The organism is Mesorhizobium sangaii, from assembly GCF_014207355.1.
In the GTDB taxonomy this organism is placed as follows: domain Bacteria; phylum Pseudomonadota; class Alphaproteobacteria; order Rhizobiales; family Rhizobiaceae; genus Mesorhizobium; species Mesorhizobium sangaii.
The window spans coordinates 259,145-275,582 of the sequence record NZ_JACHEF010000002.1 but is presented as its reverse complement, the minus strand read 5'-3'; the positions used below and the strand labels follow the sequence as shown (position 1 = coordinate 275,582).

Sequence of the window (16,438 nt, the reverse complement as noted above, 5' to 3'; positions counted from 1 at the left end):
CCCTTAGACGACGAAAAATTCCTCGATGCGCTGCTTGGCCTCGAGCAGCGCCGGCAGGATTTCCCGTTCCATCTCCGCGACGGTGAAACGCGCGGACTGGGTCGAGACGTTGATGGCCGCGACCGTGCGCTCCGCACGGTCGCAGATCGGCACGGCGATCGAGCGCAGGCCGAGCTCCAGCTCTTCGTCGACGACTGCAAAGCCGTCCGTCTTGGCCTTGCCAATGGCGTAAGCCAGCAGCCGCTTGTCGGTGATCGTCTTCGGCGTCCGTTTCTCGATCGTCGCCTGGCCGAGAAATGCGTCCAATTCCTGAGGCGTCAGGCCGGCAAGCAGGATGCGCCCCATCGAGGTGCAGTAGGCCGGCAGCCTGGTGCCGACGTCGAGCGAGACGCTGAGGATGCGGCGGCCGGGAATACGGGCGACGTAGACGACATCCTGGCCCGACAGGATCGCCGCCGAGCAGGCCTCGTTCAACTCAGCGGTCACGGCGCGCATGATGGGGGCGGCGAAGCTCCACAGCGAGGCGCCGCCGAGCCAGGTGCGGGCGACGGTCAGCAGGCGCGGCGACAGCGAAAACACGCGGCCGGCCTGGGTGGCGTAGCCGGTGGCGACAAGCGTCAGTAGGAAGCGGCGGGCGCCGGCGCGGGTCAGACCCGCTTCCTCGGCCATTTCGGTCAGCGTCATGCCCGAGGGATGCCGGGCCAGGATCTCCATGACGGCAAGCCCACGCTCAAGCGAGCCGACATGGTCACGGGAAGCCGCCTCTTCGTCCATCTCACCTCCGCAGAACGGCATCCTTGCCAGGATTGACTCAATGCCCTCATTAAGCGTAGAAAGTATCGCATGCAAAACATATGTTCGCAATACGAACTTTCTAGGACCCGGAGCCGATGCGATGGTCAAGTTCCTGCCGCTCAAACAGGCCGTGGCCGAGAACCTGCACAACGGTGACTCGGTCGCCTTCGAGGGCTTCACCCATCTGATCCCGACGGCGGCGGCGCATGAGGCGATCCGCCAGGGGTTTCGCGACCTGACCCTGATCCGGATGACGCCAGACCTGATCTACGATCAGATGATCGGCATGGGCATGGCGAGGAAGATCATCTTCTCCTATGTCGGCAATCCCGGCGTCGGTCTGCTGCGGCGCGCCCGCGACGCCATCGAGAACGGCTTTCCCAGATCGATCGAGATCGAAGAGCACAGCCATGCCGGCATGGCCAATGCCTATGAGGCCGGTGCGGCAGGCCTGCCCTGCGCGGTGTTTCGTGGCTATCGCGGCGCCGGGCTGGCAGCGGTCAATCCGAACATCAAATCGGTGACCTGTCCGTTCACCGGCGAGGTGCTGGCGGCCGTTCCTTCGATCCGACCCGATGTCACCTTCATCCATGCGCAGAAGGCCGACCGGAAAGGCAATGTGCTGGTCGAAGGCATCGTCGGCATCCAGAAGGAAGCGGTGCTGGCGGCCAGGCGGGCGGTTGTGACGGTCGAGGAGGTGGTCGATAATTTCGACGATCTGCACCCCAATCTGACCGTGCTGCCGCGCTGGACGATCGCGGCGATCTCCGTCGTGCCCGGCGGCTCGCACCCGTCCTACGCGCATGGCTATTACGCGCGGGACAATGCGGCCTATCTTGAATGGGACGAGATCGCCGCCGACCGCGAAAAATTCCAGGCGTGGATGCAGGCGAACGTCATCGAGAAGAGCGCCGATGATTTCGCGGCCCGTGTCGAGCATCTCAGGAAAGCGGCATGAGCGACAATCCGGACTTCACCCCTAACGAGATGATGACGATCGCCGCCAGTCGCGCGCTGCGGAATGACGACGTCTGCTTCGTCGGCATCGGTGCACCCTCCGCTGCCTGCAATGTCGCGCGGCTGACGCATGCGCCTGACATCACCTTGATCTACGAGAGCGGCACGATCGGCACCGCGCCAGACGTGCTGCCGCTGTCGATCGGCGACGGCGAATTGTGCGAAACCGCCGTCACCACCGTCGCGGTGCCGGAAATGTTCCGATACTGGCTGCAGGGCGGCCGCATCTCGATCGGGTTTTTGGGTGCTGCCCAACTCGACAAGTTCGGCAACATCAACACCACGGTCATCGGCGACTATTTCCACCCAAAGACCCGGCTGCCCGGCGGCGGCGGCGCGCCGGAGATCGCGACGTCGTCGAAGGAAATCTACATCACCATGGCGCAGACCAGGCGCGGCATGGTCGAGAAGATCGATTTCTTCACATCCTTCGGCCATGGCGAGGGCGGCGATCATCGAAAGCGCCTCGGCATCGACACCGCGGGCCCGACCTTGCTGATCACAGACCTTGCCATCTGGAAGCCGGATCCGGCGACCAAGGAATTCACGGTCGTGTCGTTGCATCCCGGTGTCACGCGCCAGCAGGTGCAGGAGACCTGTGGCTGGATCGTAAAGTTCGCGGAGGCGCTTGACGAAACGCCGGCGCCAAGCGAACTCGAACTGACGACATTGCGCGACCTGCAGGCCCGCACCAAGGCGGCGCATGAGGGAAGCGGAAAAGCAAAGGCTGCATGACATGGCCGAGGCCTATATCTGCGATTACATCCGCACCCCCATCGGCCGTTTCGGCGGCTCGCTGTCCTCGGTGCGCGCCGACGATCTCGGTGCGATACCCCTGAGGGCACTGGTCGAGCGCAATCCCGGCATCGACTGGCAGGGGATCGACGATGTCGTCTATGGCTGCGCCAACCAGGCCGGCGAAGACAACCGCAACGTGGCGCGCATGGCGCTGCTGCTCGCCGGATTGCCGAAGGAGGTCCCGGGCTCAACCGTCAATCGCCTGTGCGGCTCGGGCATGGATGCATTGACCATCGCCGCGCGTGCCATCAAGGCTGGCGAGGCCGAACTGATGATCGCCGGTGGCGTCGAATCGATGAGCCGTGCGCCCTTCGTCATGCCCAAGGCCGACGCCGCGTTTTCGCGCAACGCCGAGATCTATGACACCACCATCGGCTGGCGCTTCGTCAATCCGCTGATGAAGAAGCAGTATGGCGTCGATTCGATGCCTGAAACCGGCGAGAATGTCGCCGAGGATTTCTCGGTGTCGCGCGCCGACCAGGACGACTTTGCCGTGCGCAGCCAGGACAAGGCTGTCGCAGCGCAAGCCAATGGCCGGCTGGCGAAGGAAATCACACCGGTGACGATCCCGCAGCGCAAGGGCGATGCGGTGGTCGTCTCGAAGGACGAGCATCCCCGTGCGGGCACGACCGTGGAGGCGCTGGCCAAATTGCCGACGCCGTTCCGGCAGGGTGGCACGGTGACGGCCGGCAATGCCTCCGGCGTCAATGACGGGGCGGCGGCGTTGATCGTTGCCTCGGAAGTGGCGATCAAGAAATATGGCCTGACGCCGATCGCCCGTATCCTTGGCGGTGCTGCCGCCGGTGTGGCGCCGCGCATCATGGGCATTGGCCCGGCGCCGGCGACGCAAAAACTGTGCGCGCGGCTTGGCCTGACGCCGCAGCAATTCGACGTTATCGAGCTCAACGAAGCCTTTGCCTCGCAAGGCATTGCCGTGCTGCGCCAGCTCGGCATTGCCGAGGATGCACAGCACGTCAATCCGAATGGCGGCGCCATCGCGCTCGGCCATCCCTTGGGCATGTCGGGCGCCCGCATATCGGGCACTGCGGCGCTGGAGCTTCGCGAACGCGGCGGCCGTTTTGCGCTGGCGACCATGTGCATCGGTGTCGGCCAGGGCATAGCGATCGCGCTCGAACGGGCCTGATCAGCAGCCTCTTCGTGACCGGCCAAGATCGAGGCTGGTTCAGGCGCGGTCAAATTTGACCATGTGGACAAAAGTCCGGACCCGTTCCATAGTTCCCTGCGCATGACCCCGAAAATCGAAATCGATTTTCGGAAAGGATCATGCGCAGAACCAAGATGCTACAGCGTCCTTTGCGCGTCCGAGGGACGCGCGGCGCTGTAGGCTGACATTTTCACGAACGGCCGGCTCGACACGGCTGTCGAACAGAGGGGAATGCAATGGAAAACCGGAAGAACAGAGTCCAAGTAAAACGCGAAGGGCTTTCGCGACGCAATGTGCTTGAGCTGGGCGCGCTTGGCCTGGCTGCGGCCATGCTGCCAGGCGCCGCCCTCGGCAAGGACAAGAAGCTGAAGGTGGCGGCGATCTTCGCCACGCCGATCGAGGAGCCATGGGACAATCAGATCCATGTCGCCCTGCAGAAGGCCGAGAAGGAACTCGGCATCGAGTACAAATGGTCGGAAAAGGTGCAGACCGCCGATTTCAGCCGCGTCATGCGCGAATATGCGCAAGGTGGCTACCAGCTGGTGCTGGGCGACGCCTTCGCCGCCGAGCGTGAATCGCGCCGCACGGCCAAGCAATTCCCGAAGACTGCCTTCCTGTTCGGCTCCGGCGCCGGACCGGCGGAACCCAATTTCGGCGTCTTCGACAACTGGATTCACGAGCCGGCCTACCTGTCCGGCATGATCGCCGGCAAGATGTCGAAGTCGGGCACAATCGGCGCTGTCGCGGCGATGGGCATTCCGGAAGTCAACCGGCTGGTCAACGCCTTCTTCGCGGGCGCCAAGGAGGTCAATCCCAACATCAAGAAGAAGGTCGCCTTCATCGGTTCCTTCTTCGATCCGCCGAAGGCAAAGGAAGCGGCTGTCGCGCAGATCGACGCCGGTGTCGACGTCATCTATGCCGAGCGTTTCGGTGTTATCGAAGCGGCGGTGGACAAGAAGATCCTCGCCATCTCCAACATGTCCGACCAGTCGAGCCTCGGCCCCGACACGGTCATAACCGGTCCGGTCTGGGACATGTATCCGACGGTCGAGCAGGCGATCAAGCTGGTCAAGGCCGGCGTCTTTACCGCGCAGGACTATGGCGATTTCTCGCGTATGGCAAAGGGCGGTTCGCAGCTCGCGCCCTACCACAAGTTCGACAAGACGCTACCGGCGGACGTCAAGGAATTGGTCGAGAAGAAGAAGGCCGAAATCCTCGAAGGCAATTTCCGCGTCGACGTGGATGAGAATACGCCGGTGTCGGATTGATTTTTCTTACCCTCCCACTTGTGGGGAGGGTCGATCCGCGAAGCGGAGCGGGGTGGGGGGTCTCGTAGGGCGCACCCCCACCCCGTCTTACGATCTTCGCTTCGCTGCGACCGCAAGCCGACCCTCCCCACAAGGGGGAGGGTGAAGAGCTGCGCCAACCCCATCTCACCGGGAGTCCCCTTGCCCGCTCCACTCATCGAAATGCGCGGCATCACCAAGAGGTTTGGCGCCGTCAAGGCGAACGAGGCTGTCGATCTCAGCGTCGCGCCGGGCGAGATCCTTGGCCTGCTGGGTGAGAACGGCGCCGGCAAGACGACGCTGATGAACGTGCTGTTCGGCGCCTATGCGCCCGATGCAGGCGAGATCCTCATCCAGGGCCAGCCGGTGCGGATCGCCAGTTCGGCCGACGCGCTGGCTGCCGGCATCGGCATGGTGCACCAGCATTTCCATCTGGCACCGCGGCTGACTGTGCTGGAAAACCTGCTCATCGGCATACCAGGCAGATCGGGGCGGATCGACCGCGCCGGCGGGCTGGCGCGGCTGGCGGAGATCGGCCGCCAGCATGGGCTGACGCTTGATCCCAACCTGCCGGTCTCGGCGCTGTCGGTCGGCGAGCAGCAGCGGCTCGAAATCGTCAAGGCGCTGTTTCGCGGCGCCAGACTGTTGATCCTCGACGAGCCGACAGCGGTGCTGGCGCCAACGGAAGTCGACGGGCTTTTTTCGGCGTTGCGGTCGATGGCGGCGCAGGGCCTCGGCATCATCTTCATTTCGCACAAGCTCAATGAAGTGCGCGCGCTGACCCATCGCTGCACGGTGCTGCGGCATGGCCGCGTCGCCGGTCGTGTCGATGACCCCGCCAACACGACATCGGCCGCAATGGCGCAACTGATGTGCGGCCACGAGATCGTGCCGCCGGCAAGGGGTCCATCGACACCAGGTGCGGCGGTGCTGACGCTCGATGGCATCTCCACGTCACAGCATTCGGGCACGGCGTTGCGCGACGTGTCGCTTGCCGTCCGCGCCGGCGAGATCCTCGGTATTGCCGGTGTCTCGGGCAATGGCCAGCGCGCCCTGGCGGAAGTGATCTCCGGCGTGCGCCTGCCCGATGCCGGCCAGATGACCATCGCCGGGCAGAAAGTGTCTGGGTATTCGCCCCGCGAGGTGCAGGCGCTCGGTCTCGGCCGCATCCCGGAGGATCGCATGACGACCGGGCTGGTCACCAACCTGCCGCTCGCCGATTCGATGGTGCTGCCGCGCATCGGTACGGCGGCGTTCAGCAGCAGGGGCCTGCTCAAACCGGATGCGATCCGTGCCTTCGCCGAGGCGCAGATAAAGGCCTATGACATTCGCTGCCCCGGACCGATGACCCGCGCCGGGGCGCTGTCCGGCGGCAATCTGCAAAAGGCGCTGCTGGCGCGCGAACTCGCCTTCGATCCGAAAGTGCTGATCGTCTCGCAGCCGACGCGCGGGCTCGACATTGGCGCCGCCCGTTTCATCCACGAAAAGTTCCTCGACATGCGGGGCAAGGGCTGCGGCATCATCGTCATCGGCGAGGATCTCGAGGAACTTCTGGTGCTCTGCGACCGCATCGCGGTGATGTATGAGGGCCGTATCGTCGGCACGCTCGACAGCGCCGATGCGACGGTGGCCCGGCTCGGGCTGATGATGACCGGCGCGGAGGGACATAGCTGATGTTTCGCCTGGAAGTCCGCACCTCGACGCCGGCCTGGTTCAATCTCGCCTTGCCGCTGCTGGCGATCGCAGCCACGCTTGTCCTGTGCAGCGGGCTGATCGCTTTGGCCGGGGCAGGTGTCATCGATGCCTATGGCGTGATGTTCACCGCTTCGCTCGGCGACAGCTATGCGATCACCGAAACGATGGTGCGCGCCGCGCCGATGATCTTCACCGGGCTGGCGGTGGCCGTCGCCTTCCGGGCAAAATTCTGGAACATTGGTGCGGAGGGGCAATTGCTGGCCGGCGCGGTGGCGAGCTGCTTTGTCGGCGCGATCCCGATGCCGGGACCGCTCGCCATGCTGTTGATGGCGGTGGCCGGTGCCGCCGCCGGTGCGGCGGTCGCGCTTGTTCCTGCCACGCTGCGGGTCAAATTCAGGGTCGATGACGTGGTCAGCTCGCTGCTGCTCAACTCGGTCATCTACTATGCGCTGATGGCGCTGATCGAAGGGCCGTGGAAAGACAGTTTCAGCGGCTATCCGATCTCGCCGCCGATCGAGGATTCGGCGAATTTCCCGGTGCTGCTCGAAGGCACGCGGCTGCATCTCGGCGTTGTCGTGGCGCTGCTGGCGGCGCCATTGATCTGGTTCCTGATCGTGCGCACGACGCTCGGCTTCCGGATCAGGGTCACCGGCGAAAACCCGGAGGCCGCACGCTATGGCGGTATCAACGTCGAACGGGTGCTGCTGTCGACCGCGTTGCTGTCCGGGGCGCTGGCCGGGCTGGCCGGCGTCGGCGAGGTCGGCGGCGTGCATTTCCAGGTGATGAGCGACATCTCGCCGGGCTACGGCTATTCCGGCATCGTCGTTGCCATGCTGGCACGGCTCAATCCGCTGGGCGTGGTGCCGGCGGCGATCTTCCTGGCCGCCGTGATGACCGGCGCCGAGGCGATGTCGCGTGCGACCGGCGTGCCGGCCTTCCTCAGCGATGTCATCCAGGGCACCGCATTGCTTGCCATGCTGGTGGCGCTGCTGTTCACCGCCTACCGCATCCGCCGCGTCGGAGCGGCCCGATGAGCGCGGTGTTCGAACAGATCTTTCAGGTCGGCTTCCTGGCCGCGATCATCCGCATCGCCACGCCGCTGGCTTTCGCGACGCTTGGCGAAATGTTCTCCGAGCGCGCCGGCGTGCTCAATCTCGGCATCGAAGGCATCATGCTGTTGTCGGCGATGACCGGCTTCACCGCCACCAGCCTCAGCGGTAGCCTGTGGCTCGGGATTCTGGTGGCAGTGCTGACCGGCATGCTGATGGGCGCGCTGCATGCGCTGTTCACGGTTGCGCTGGGCCTCAGCCAGCATGTCTGCGGCATTGGTGTCACGCTGTTCTCCTCGGGCCTCGCCTATTTCCTCTACCGGCTGATCTTCGGCCAGCAATCGGTGCCGCCAAGCATCAAGGGATTCGAGACGCTGCCGATCCCGGTCCTCTCCAGCATTCCGGTGCTCGGACCGGCGGTGTTCAACCAGTTTGCGCTGGTCTACATGGCGATCCTTGCCATTCCGCTGGCCGCCTTCGTCCTCTACCGCACGCCCTGGGGCCTGTCGGTGCGTATGGTCGGCGAAAATCCGCGCGCTGCCGATTCGGCCGGCGTCAGCGTCATTGGCACGCGCTTCCAGGCGGTCATCCTCGGCGGTGCGCTGATGGGGCTGGCCGGCGCGTTCCTGTCGATGGCGCAGTTCAACGCCTTCACCTTCGGCGTGGTGTCGGGGCGCGGCTGGGTGGCGATCGCGCTGGTTGTGTTCGGCCGCTGGGATCCGTGGCGCTCGGCAGGGGCTGCGCTGCTGTTCGCCTTTGTCGATGCCTTGCAACTGCGCATGCAGGCGAGCGGGCTGGGGCATATCCCCTACGAGGCGTTCCTGATGTTGCCCTTCATCTTCACCATAGTCGCCATGGCTGTCATGTCGCGCAACGCGGTGGCGCCGTCGGCCCTGCTCAAGCCGTTTCGCAGGGAAGAGCGCTGACAGCCAAGGGCTGTCCGCGTCCCGCTGGTCACATCGCGGTAAAGCCGTTGTCGACGAACAGATGCGTGCCGTTAACGAAGCTGGCTTCGTCGCTGGCCAGGTAAAGGGCCGCCTTGGCCACCTCTTCCGGCTCGCCGATCCGGCCCTGCTGCGCGGCCAGTGCGGCGTCGGAGACATCGATGCCGAGCCGGCCGAGATCGGCAACCTCGCGCAGGCCGTGCGGCGTGCGGATGAAGCCGGGGCAGACCGCGTTGCAGCGGATGTTGCGGTCGCGGAACTCGACGGCGATGGCGCGCGCAAACATGTGGCAGGCGCCCTTGGTGGTGTCGTAGAGCACCTCCATCGGAGTCGCCGCCACCGCCGAGATCGACGAGGTGCAGACGATGGAACCGCCGCCGGCCGATATCATGCCGGGCAGCACGGCGCGCGTCATCAGGAACATCGAGCGCACGTTGACGGCATGCAGCCAGTCCCATTCCTGCACCGTCGTCTCCAGGAACGGCTTTATGACGATGGTGCCGGCATGGTTAAACAGGACGGTGATCGGGCCGAATTTTTCGGTCGCGCCCTTCACTGCCGCCTCGACCTGGGCTTCATCGGACACGTCGGCGATAAAATGCTCGGCGACATGGCCGCGTGCCCGGATCGCCGCCGCGGTTGCGGCGGCCGCCTCGCCATTGCGGTCGATGATCGCCACCTTGGCGCCCTCCGCGGCGAACAGCTCCGAGGCCGCCCCACCCATTCCCGTCGCGCCGCCCGAAATGATGGCGACCTTGCCGGCAAGTCTTGCACCCATTTTCCTGCTCCCCTGTCAGACGATTTCGTGTTTGCCGATTGCGCAATGCTATCGCGCGCGCTCCGGGCGGCCAATGCACGAATTGGGTGCGGCAAGGACAAGGCCATAGGTGTATTCAGGGCCAGAGCGATGCTCGGCGTGCCATGTCTAGCGGTGGCCAAAGCACGCCATCCCAGCAACTCGGTACCAATTCTTGATCAGATATCAGAAAATTATTCTGCCCATCTCCGAAAAATAGCAATCGACAAAGTCTACAAGTTTTATAGATTAACCGGCGAGACGGAGGTCGATATGTCCTATATCCAGAACGCCCAGACGGATCGCAGCAGCCAACGGCTGGTCAATGCCCAAGCCTTTCGCCCGGCCTATGCTGGTGCTTTCGCCTATATCGTCTTTGCCCTTGCGTTCGTGTTCACCGGGGCAGTTGTTCTGGGCCTCATTCCCTGAGTCATCAGATCGACCGGGATTAGCTGCCCACCGCTTTCAGGCAATCGGAGTTGAATGAACCGTATCCTCGGTGCGCTTTCGCGCGGCTGGGATTCGAATTTCACAGCATCAGTGATTCCAGAGATGGAGGAGATGGCAATGCCGATCGAGTTCACGCACGTCCCCAGCAAGACCGCCGACGCCGCTGTTCCCTTTTTCTACGACTTTGCCGAGACCGCGACCAAGCTCGGGCTGATCGAGGATGGCGGCTTCAGGAAGATCGTCGTCGACGATTCGGCCGGGCTGTTGACCAATATGGATCTTGCAGCCCAGGTGCTGGACAGGACGTCGTCGCTGGAAGTCGTACTCACTCACTGGGCCGGCGTCGTCGAACCGACGGTGGCGGCGCGCCAGCTTGCGTCGATCGACAGGAAGAGCGGTGGACGACTGACGCTCAGAATGATCGGCGAACCGCTGAACGACGATGATGCTGAAACGCGGCCGGTCGGGCACACCGTCATCTGGCAGCGCATCGACGAATATCTGGTGCTGTTGAAGCGGTTGTGGTCGAACGACCGGCCGTTCGACCATGAAGGCGCGTTCTACAGCATCAAGGGTGGCTATGTGCCGCGCAAGGGTCCGAACGGCGCCGATCTCGTCATCCGCATGGGAGGGCAGTCCGGAACGGCGCTCAAGGTCGCCGGTCGGCACGCCGATGTCTTCGAACTGGCACCAGGTTCGATCGACGAGGTCCGGCAACTGATGGAGCGGGTGCGCGGCGCTGCCGCCGAGCACGGTCGGGCCGGCAAGCTGCGCTTTGCGCTTCCGGTCAGGATTCACCGGGGCGTTGCCGCCACCGGCCACAAGGCGGTCGATGTTGCCGGGCCGCCGGCCCAGGCGGCCCTGTCGCTGCTTGCCTATGCGGCTCTCGGGATCGATGAATTCATGATTGTCGGCGTCGATACGCCGCGCGAGATCGCAACGGTCGGCCGTGAAACGATCGCCCTGCTGCGCAATTCGCTGGCGCGTCGTGAGGCGGAGGTGCCGCAGCCCGGGGCATATGCGCCGCGCGTCCCGCAAGTGGTGCGTGCAGCGGGCTGAGCAGGTGCCCTTGGAATCAACCTGTCGCGCCACTCAGCCGCGACAGGCCTTCGATGACGGCAGCAGACTCCGCCAGGGCGCCGAAGACGCCGTCCTCGACCGTCACCATATGAAGCGCGGCCTCATGGGCTTGCCTGTCGCCGCTGGCACAGGCATCGGAAATCGTCAGGCACTGAAAGTTGCGGTCGCAGGCCTCGCGTAGCGTGGTGTGGACGCAGACATCCGTCGTGCAGCCGGTAAACATCAGATGCGTGATGCCTTGCGCGCGCAGCACAAGCTCGAAATCCGTATAGGTGAAGGCGCTGTTGCAGGTCTTGTCGACGACGATGTCCTGTGGCGCGACGTCGATCTCCGGAACGATCTGAAACCCCGGGCCTGAACGGAGCAGGATTTCGGTACCTTCGAGACCGGCGCGCTTGCGGCGCCATTTCTCGTAAGGTGTCATGTCGGCCATGTCGGCCCGGTAGCCCTGCCTCGTGTGGATGATCCTGACACTGGCCTTGCGGGCGGCGGCGATCAGCCGGCTCACCGTCGGCAGGATCGCCCTCAGTGGCGAGGGGTCATATCCCTGCCTGGCGAAATAGCCCGTGGTCGACAGGAAATCCTGCTGCAGGTCGATGACGACGAGCGCGGTGTTTTCGGCGACCAGCCTGCCGTCATAAGGGAAGTCGAAGGGCGTCGCCTTGATCATCTTTGGCTCCCGGTTTTTGGATCGGCACCATAGCACTTTGCAACAGCGCGACGACACCAGATGCCGGGGGGTCGCAAAGCGCCGGCAGATGCCGGCGGCGCGGATCCGAAATTTCGCGCGATATTGATGGTCGCGACGAATTGTTGATCGTTGCAGTCATCTTCAATGTTGACTAGAAATGTCATGTTTCATATCAACCGGGCATCGGCCTGCCGAAAGCCGAAAACGGGAAATGCGGCGGCCGTACCGGAGAAGAGCCATGACCGTTGCTGGAATTGCTGCCCAGACAGCCTTCCATATCGACGCGGTGCGCTTTGCCGTCGGCGAGTGGGCGCTGCTCGGTCCGGTTTCGCTCGAACTGGAGGACCTTCGACAGCGATGGAACTGACCTTGCCGCACGATCTGTCGCTTTGGGGCATGTTCATGGCGGCCGATATCATCGTCAAGGCGGTGATGATCGGACTGGCCTTCGCCTCCCTCGTCACCTGGACGATATGGCTGGCCAAATCGCTGGAGATTTTCGCCGGCAAGCTGCGCATCCGTCGCGCCATCCGGGCGATCAGCGATGCCGCCACCTTGAAGCAGGCCGGCCGTGCGCTCGACCGCAGCGGCGGTCCCGGCGCGCTTCTGGTGCGGGCGGCCGAGGAGGAGGCCGCGCTTTCGGCCGGAGCGCTCGATCATGTCTCGGGAGAGGGGCTGAAGGAACGGGTCAGCTCGCGCCTGTCGCGCATCGAGGCGGCGGCGTCGCGGCGCATGTCGCGCGGCACCGGCCTGCTGGCGACGATCGGCTCGACCGCGCCTTTCGTCGGCCTGTTCGGCACCGTCTGGGGCATCATGAACGCCTTCATCGGCATCTCTCAGGCGCAGACCACCAATCTCGCCGTGGTAGCGCCAGGCATCGCCGAAGCGCTGCTGGCCACGGCGATGGGCCTTGTCGCGGCGATACCGGCTGTCGTCATCTACAACGTCTTTGCACGCTCGATAGCCGGCTACCGGCAGATCCTCGCCGATGCCTCGGCGGGCGTCGAACGGCTGGTCAGCCGTGACCTCGACTTCCGTACTGTGGCGATGGCAACGGCGATGGCCGCGGAATAATGGCGGCGGACTAACGGAGCAAGGCCATGGCAAGCAGAATCCGACAGACCATGGACGACGATCTCGAAGAAAGCCACGAGATCAACGTCACCCCGTTTATCGATGTCATCCTGGTGTTGTTGATCATCTTCATGGTCGCCGCACCGCTGGCGACGGTGGACGTCAATGTCGATCTTCCGGGCTCGACCGCAACGCCCGCGCTGCGGCCGGAAACACCTTTGTTCCTAACGCTGAAGGATGACCTGACGCTGGCAATCGGCAACGACAGCGTGCCACGCCCGGCGTTCGCCGCCACGCTGGACAGCAGGACGAAGGGCGACAAGCAGACGCGCATCTTCCTGCGCGCCGACAAGGCGGTGGCCTATGGCGACCTGATGGAGGCGATGAACCTGCTGCGCGGTGCGGGCTATCTGAAGATTGCGCTGGTCGGCCTGGAAACGGGTCTCGCGGCCGATGCCCCGGCGCCCGCGACCACCGGAGCAGCAGTGCCATGACGCAAGCGGCCACCTTGCCCGCAGTGGAGTTGCCGCGGTTCAGCCGGCGCGACCTTGGCCTGTGGGCGGGTGCGGCCGCGCTGGTCCTTGGAGCCCATGTCGCGATCGCCTATGCCGTGCAGACCTTCAGCATGGTCGACGAAGCCGATGGCGGCCCGCCACCGGCCCAGGTGATCGAGATGGCGCCGATGGTGGTGATGCCGGCGGTCGAGGAACAGGTGGCCGCGCTGGACGCGGTGACACCCGATCAGACCGAGCCGACGCCCGAAGACCCGGTCGAGAAGGCGCAGCCGGTTGTCCAGCAACCGCACGTCGTCCCGCCCGATGAGACCGAACCCACCCAGACCGAGGTGGCTGAACAAGTCGGCCAGCCGTCGCCGGATGAGGTCGTCCCCGATATTGTCGAGGCCGTCGCACCCGACGTGGTCATTCCATTGCCACAACCCAAGCCGGTCGAGGCGCCCAGCGACAAGAAAGCGGGCGAGGCCAAGGCGAAAAGGCCTGTCGACAAACCAAAACCGCGGCCGAAGAAGGAGAAGGTGGCGCCGCCGAACACGGCAAGCATCGCCAGCGCCGATGCGAAGCCGGCGGCCAGGACGGCCGCGCCGAAGTCGGCGGAATCGGCATCGCGGTCCGGCGATTCCAGCAAATGGGGACTCCCGCCTGGGGGCCTGGATCAAGCGGCACACGCGCTATCCCAGTTCAGCGAGGGCTCGAGGCGTGGAAGGCAAGCCGTATGTCGCCTTCACGGTCGACTCGTCCGGCCGGGTCCTGTCTGCCAGGCTCACCCGGTCCTCCGGGGATGCCGATCTGGACCATGCGGCGCTCGCCGTGCTGCAAGGCGCCACCGTGCCGGCACCGCCACCGGAACTTGGCGCGCGCCAAAGCCGCACGGCACCGTTCGTGTTCAGCCTGCGCAATTAGGGGCGATCGGATGCCGGTTGTGCGGGCAGGATGCAATCAAGGCCGCAATGGCGGCCGCCTCAGACGGCCTGCCCCTGATGATGTTGGCAACCTCGGTATCGGACTGTTCGAACCAGTAGACCACGTCGGCGCTGCCAATATCCGCGGCGGCTCTTTTCAGCAGCGGCAGCAGGCTCTGCAACGCGCACAGTGTCTCCCAACGGTTTGGCCGGAAGGTCGGATCTGCCGCCGCGCAGGCGGCTGGCGCTTGCATGCGGCTACGCTCTCCTTGCGTGAGCGCGATTGTCTTTTGGGTGCGCCTTGGGGTGCAGCGGGTTGCCACTGAGCTGCGGATGCCTGGCCGGCCGTGCGCCGCGAAGGACGTCGAAGGCTTCGGCATAGGCCATGCCCAGCAGATAGGAGATCATGGGAAAACGGCTTGCTTCGGCCATCTGCACGAGCTCATTGGTCATCGACGAGATATATTGAAGACTATCGATCTCCGACTGACGTAAGGATTGGTTTGGCACGTGCTTCTCCTGTCATCTGGTGGAACTCAGGGAACGCGTCACTCGTATATTCAGCCGACTAATTAATTAACTGACCCCGCCGGGGACGGGCATGTTTGCGGGGTCGAGATGGTCAAGGCATAGATCGGCGCATCGATGAGGCGATCGAGACCAAGCAGGCGCTAGAGCACCGAATGACCGAGCGCGGCGGTGGGGCATGCCGACAGGCCATGATTGGTCGCCGCCAGCATCATGTTCTGGCCGATATGGCCGGCCCTGTGAAAAGAAGACAGTCTGCGTGCCGGCGGCAATCGTCAGCTTCGGAGCGGGGGTCACTTTCTTGGCCATTTTCATCCCTTCTTGACCCTAATGGGAACCGTTGAAAGACCCTATCCACGACAAGAAAGGTAAGGTCGGAAGAGTTAATGGTTTGTTAAAATTGTAGTAAAGCAGCGTGCAAAAGGCGGTCGTGTGACTTATCTTTCCTGAGGTTTAAGTGTAAAATAACGATTTTGTTCAGATTCAGAGTTGACAATCGTTGGTATGCGCTCTTTTTGGTACATTCTTATTCTTATTTAGCGTAAACGGCGTGGCCGGAGGGCCTAGCCCAGCCCGTCCCGGGTGAGGCTGACCACCAGCTGGTCGACGCTCGAATCGTCGAGCCCGACGACATGTGCCATGCTGACGGCGTGCCTCGGGCGGATGTTGGCAGTATCGCGCCGCATTATGACTGACACGAAAGCCGGCCCGGCCTCGGAGGCACATCGTGCGCCCGGATTGCTTCACCGCGTCTGGCGCAGCCCCATCGGCCCCGGAAACATCAACAGGAAGGTAATTCAGACAGTGAGCAGAAGCAGAACCCGCGTGCCCTTAACCCGGCCTGCGAGGAAGCGGACAACTATTCCCGCGTGGTCCTGAGGTGGGCCTTTAGCGATGCCAAGGCCACCCGGATCATTGAGTGCCGCAACCAAATCCAATGGATCGTTCAGTACAGGTCAGGAACTCGCGGCGCCCATCCGGCGTGGCGACCTCAGTCCTATTGTCGGACCCGTCAGGCCCTAGAGTGGCTGTTGCCGGGATGGCTGAGGAGATCGCCACAGCGTTGCCCGTCAGGTTCGTTGAGGCGGGGTAGGCGAGACAGGTGGGTTGCCGCAAATTGCCGAGATGGGTGTGGAAAGCGGACGTTCGTTCACTTACAAGCATCGAAATAATGCGAACGTCCAGAAGGGACCAAACCTCCGTGAAAAATGTCCAGGTTATCGATGGTGCCATTAATACAGCGTACAATATCTACGGCATATCTGACGAAGATTTTGAATTAATGTTCCCGAATGGTCATGACATTGAATTCATAGAAGATTTTTGGGATCGCGTTGGAGATAAAGAGGCTACAAGAATAACTGAATTTATGTGGAACAACCTTTTTAGGAAGTCGGATATTCATGGGATACATGGAACATTGTTTTATGAGCTAAAGCCTCAGAAGGTGCATTTGTATCCGACCAAGAGATTTTCGGATGACCCTTCAACGACGAGATGACGGTCGAGACCAGCGGGCTTTTGCGGCACAAGCCGGAAGATAAAGACCTGTCGAACTCGATCGTTGGGAGTGATTTGAACAAAGGCGAAGGGCACAAAGTAGCGACTACCCACCGGAGATGGCCCGAAACGTGGGCCAAACGCGTGGGCCAA

21 protein-coding genes are annotated in these 16,438 nt (G+C 63.4%); 14 read left to right on the top strand and 7 right to left on the bottom strand.

What is annotated here, in order from left to right; genetic code table 11:
• Positions 1-3 precede the first annotated feature (3 nt).
• A complete protein-coding gene (locus HNQ71_RS10445) occupies positions 4-774 on the bottom strand; it encodes an IclR family transcriptional regulator domain-containing protein (RefSeq protein WP_184872511.1) in 771 nt (256 codons plus the stop codon).
• A 121-nt stretch (positions 775-895) separates the two neighbouring features.
• Between HNQ71_RS10445 and HNQ71_RS10440 the strand changes: the two genes are divergently transcribed.
• The 7 genes from HNQ71_RS10440 to HNQ71_RS10410 all read left to right on the top strand — a co-directional run bounded on the left by HNQ71_RS10440 (position 896) and on the right by HNQ71_RS10410 (position 8,731).
• The gene (locus tag HNQ71_RS10440; protein WP_184872510.1) at positions 896-1,753 is read left to right on the top strand and encodes a CoA transferase subunit A; all 858 of its coding nucleotides are present in this window, start codon (positions 896-898) and stop codon (positions 1,751-1,753) included.
• Positions 1,750-2,547: a CoA-transferase subunit beta gene (locus tag HNQ71_RS10435; protein WP_184872509.1), complete on the top strand. Its 798-nt coding sequence runs from the start codon at positions 1,750-1,752 to the stop codon at positions 2,545-2,547. Before HNQ71_RS10440 ends, HNQ71_RS10435 begins: the two co-directional genes overlap by 4 nt.
• Position 2,548: 1 nt before the next feature.
• A complete protein-coding gene (pcaF, locus tag HNQ71_RS10430) occupies positions 2,549-3,754 on the top strand; it encodes a 3-oxoadipyl-CoA thiolase (RefSeq protein ID WP_184873309.1) in 1,206 nt (401 codons plus the stop codon).
• A 257-nt stretch (positions 3,755-4,011) separates the two neighbouring features.
• Positions 4,012-5,043, top strand: a complete 1,032-nt coding sequence (locus tag HNQ71_RS10425) for a BMP family protein (RefSeq protein WP_184872508.1) — start codon at positions 4,012-4,014, stop codon at positions 5,041-5,043.
• Positions 5,044-5,223: 180 nt separating this feature from the next.
• Positions 5,224-6,735, top strand: a complete 1,512-nt coding sequence (locus HNQ71_RS10420) for an ABC transporter ATP-binding protein (protein WP_184872507.1) — start codon at positions 5,224-5,226, stop codon at positions 6,733-6,735.
• Complete coding sequence (locus tag HNQ71_RS10415; RefSeq protein WP_184872506.1) at positions 6,735-7,790, top strand: ABC transporter permease; 1,056 nt, start codon at positions 6,735-6,737, stop codon at positions 7,788-7,790. The genes HNQ71_RS10420 and HNQ71_RS10415 overlap by 1 nt, the downstream gene beginning before the upstream one ends.
• Complete coding sequence (locus HNQ71_RS10410; protein WP_184872505.1) at positions 7,787-8,731, top strand: ABC transporter permease; 945 nt, start codon at positions 7,787-7,789, stop codon at positions 8,729-8,731. Before HNQ71_RS10415 ends, HNQ71_RS10410 begins: the two co-directional genes overlap by 4 nt.
• Positions 8,732-8,759: 28 nt before the next feature.
• On the opposite strand, the gene HNQ71_RS10405 is transcribed toward HNQ71_RS10410, so the two are convergent.
• Entirely contained in the window at positions 8,760-9,527 is a 768-nt protein-coding gene (locus tag HNQ71_RS10405; protein ID WP_184872504.1) for an SDR family NAD(P)-dependent oxidoreductase, read from the bottom strand.
• Positions 9,528-9,572: 45 nt separating this feature from the next.
• Here HNQ71_RS10405 and HNQ71_RS10400 point away from each other — a divergent pair, with 45 nt between their 5' ends.
• A complete protein-coding gene (locus HNQ71_RS10400) occupies positions 9,573-9,974 on the top strand; it encodes a hypothetical protein (RefSeq protein ID WP_184873364.1) in 402 nt (133 codons plus the stop codon).
• A 138-nt stretch (positions 9,975-10,112) separates the two neighbouring features.
• Entirely contained in the window at positions 10,113-11,054 is a 942-nt protein-coding gene (locus tag HNQ71_RS10395; RefSeq protein WP_184873308.1) for an LLM class flavin-dependent oxidoreductase, read from the top strand.
• Positions 11,055-11,070: 16 nt separating this feature from the next.
• On the opposite strand, the gene HNQ71_RS10390 is transcribed toward HNQ71_RS10395, so the two are convergent.
• On the bottom strand, positions 11,071-11,745 hold the full coding sequence (locus tag HNQ71_RS10390; protein WP_184872503.1) for a cysteine hydrolase family protein: 675 nt from the start codon (positions 11,743-11,745) through the stop codon (positions 11,071-11,073).
• A gap of 259 nt (positions 11,746-12,004) precedes the next feature.
• Here HNQ71_RS10390 and HNQ71_RS35485 point away from each other — a divergent pair, with 259 nt between their 5' ends.
• From HNQ71_RS35485 to HNQ71_RS35665, 4 genes are all read left to right on the top strand, one after another.
• Positions 12,005-12,133 carry a hypothetical protein gene (locus tag HNQ71_RS35485; protein ID WP_281391376.1) on the top strand — a complete coding sequence of 43 codons (129 nt, stop codon included), beginning with the start codon at positions 12,005-12,007 and terminating at the stop codon, positions 12,131-12,133.
• Positions 12,124-12,840, top strand: coding sequence for a tonB-system energizer ExbB (exbB, locus tag HNQ71_RS10380; RefSeq protein WP_184872502.1), 717 nt, complete (start codon positions 12,124-12,126; stop codon positions 12,838-12,840). The genes HNQ71_RS35485 and exbB overlap by 10 nt, the downstream gene beginning before the upstream one ends.
• A 26-nt stretch (positions 12,841-12,866) precedes the next feature.
• Positions 12,867-13,334: a TonB system transport protein ExbD gene (gene exbD / locus HNQ71_RS10375; protein WP_184872501.1), complete on the top strand. Its 468-nt coding sequence runs from the start codon at positions 12,867-12,869 to the stop codon at positions 13,332-13,334.
• 324 nt (positions 13,335-13,658) lie between these two features.
• Positions 13,659-14,258 carry an energy transducer TonB family protein gene (locus HNQ71_RS35665; RefSeq protein ID WP_343068170.1) on the top strand — a complete coding sequence of 200 codons (600 nt, stop codon included), beginning with the start codon at positions 13,659-13,661 and terminating at the stop codon, positions 14,256-14,258.
• Here the strand turns inward: HNQ71_RS35665 and HNQ71_RS10365 are convergent.
• From HNQ71_RS10365 to HNQ71_RS35480, 4 genes are all read right to left on the bottom strand, one after another.
• The gene (locus HNQ71_RS10365) at positions 14,242-14,511 is read right to left on the bottom strand and encodes a hypothetical protein (protein ID WP_184872500.1); all 270 of its coding nucleotides are present in this window, start codon (positions 14,509-14,511) and stop codon (positions 14,242-14,244) included. The genes HNQ71_RS35665 and HNQ71_RS10365 overlap by 17 nt on opposite strands.
• 4 nt (positions 14,512-14,515) lie before the next feature.
• A complete protein-coding gene (locus tag HNQ71_RS10360; RefSeq protein WP_184872499.1) occupies positions 14,516-14,767 on the bottom strand; it encodes a hypothetical protein in 252 nt (83 codons plus the stop codon).
• A gap of 161 nt (positions 14,768-14,928) precedes the next feature.
• A complete protein-coding gene (locus tag HNQ71_RS34810) occupies positions 14,929-14,997 on the bottom strand; it encodes a hypothetical protein (RefSeq protein WP_343068169.1) in 69 nt (22 codons plus the stop codon).
• A gap of 351 nt (positions 14,998-15,348) precedes the next feature.
• On the bottom strand, positions 15,349-15,483 hold the full coding sequence (locus tag HNQ71_RS35480) for a hypothetical protein (protein WP_281391375.1): 135 nt from the start codon (positions 15,481-15,483) through the stop codon (positions 15,349-15,351).
• A gap of 503 nt (positions 15,484-15,986) precedes the next feature.
• On the opposite strand from HNQ71_RS35480, the gene HNQ71_RS10345 reads away from it, so the two are divergent.
• Complete coding sequence (locus HNQ71_RS10345) at positions 15,987-16,286, top strand: hypothetical protein (protein ID WP_184872498.1); 300 nt, start codon at positions 15,987-15,989, stop codon at positions 16,284-16,286.
• The last annotated feature ends 152 nt before the right edge of the window (positions 16,287-16,438 follow it).

Excerpts from the sequence above, each read along its gene's own strand:
- HNQ71_RS10445 (WP_184872511.1), bottom strand. The coding sequence starts at position 774 with ATGGACGAAGAGGCGGCTTCCCGTGACCATGTCGGCTCGCTTGAGCGT.
- HNQ71_RS10440 (WP_184872510.1), top strand. The coding sequence starts at position 896 with ATGGTCAAGTTCCTGCCGCTCAAACAGGCCGTGGCCGAGAACCTGCAC.
- HNQ71_RS10435 (WP_184872509.1), top strand. The coding sequence starts at position 1,750 with ATGAGCGACAATCCGGACTTCACCCCTAACGAGATGATGACGATCGCC.
- pcaF (WP_184873309.1), top strand. The coding sequence starts at position 2,549 with ATGGCCGAGGCCTATATCTGCGATTACATCCGCACCCCCATCGGCCGT.
- HNQ71_RS10425 (WP_184872508.1), top strand. The coding sequence starts at position 4,012 with ATGGAAAACCGGAAGAACAGAGTCCAAGTAAAACGCGAAGGGCTTTCG.
- HNQ71_RS10415 (WP_184872506.1), top strand. The coding sequence starts at position 6,735 with ATGTTTCGCCTGGAAGTCCGCACCTCGACGCCGGCCTGGTTCAATCTC.
- HNQ71_RS10410 (WP_184872505.1), top strand. The coding sequence starts at position 7,787 with ATGAGCGCGGTGTTCGAACAGATCTTTCAGGTCGGCTTCCTGGCCGCG.
- HNQ71_RS10405 (WP_184872504.1), bottom strand. The coding sequence starts at position 9,527 with ATGGGTGCAAGACTTGCCGGCAAGGTCGCCATCATTTCGGGCGGCGCG.
- HNQ71_RS10400 (WP_184873364.1), top strand. The coding sequence starts at position 9,573 with ATGCTATCGCGCGCGCTCCGGGCGGCCAATGCACGAATTGGGTGCGGC.
- HNQ71_RS10395 (WP_184873308.1), top strand. The coding sequence starts at position 10,113 with ATGCCGATCGAGTTCACGCACGTCCCCAGCAAGACCGCCGACGCCGCT.
- HNQ71_RS10390 (WP_184872503.1), bottom strand. The coding sequence starts at position 11,745 with ATGATCAAGGCGACGCCCTTCGACTTCCCTTATGACGGCAGGCTGGTC.
- HNQ71_RS35485 (WP_281391376.1), top strand. The coding sequence starts at position 12,005 with ATGACCGTTGCTGGAATTGCTGCCCAGACAGCCTTCCATATCGACGCG.
- exbB (WP_184872502.1), top strand. The coding sequence starts at position 12,124 with ATGGAACTGACCTTGCCGCACGATCTGTCGCTTTGGGGCATGTTCATG.
- exbD (WP_184872501.1), top strand. The coding sequence starts at position 12,867 with ATGGCAAGCAGAATCCGACAGACCATGGACGACGATCTCGAAGAAAGC.
- HNQ71_RS35665 (WP_343068170.1), top strand. The coding sequence starts at position 13,659 with ATGAGACCGAACCCACCCAGACCGAGGTGGCTGAACAAGTCGGCCAGC.
- HNQ71_RS10365 (WP_184872500.1), bottom strand. The coding sequence starts at position 14,511 with ATGCAAGCGCCAGCCGCCTGCGCGGCGGCAGATCCGACCTTCCGGCCA.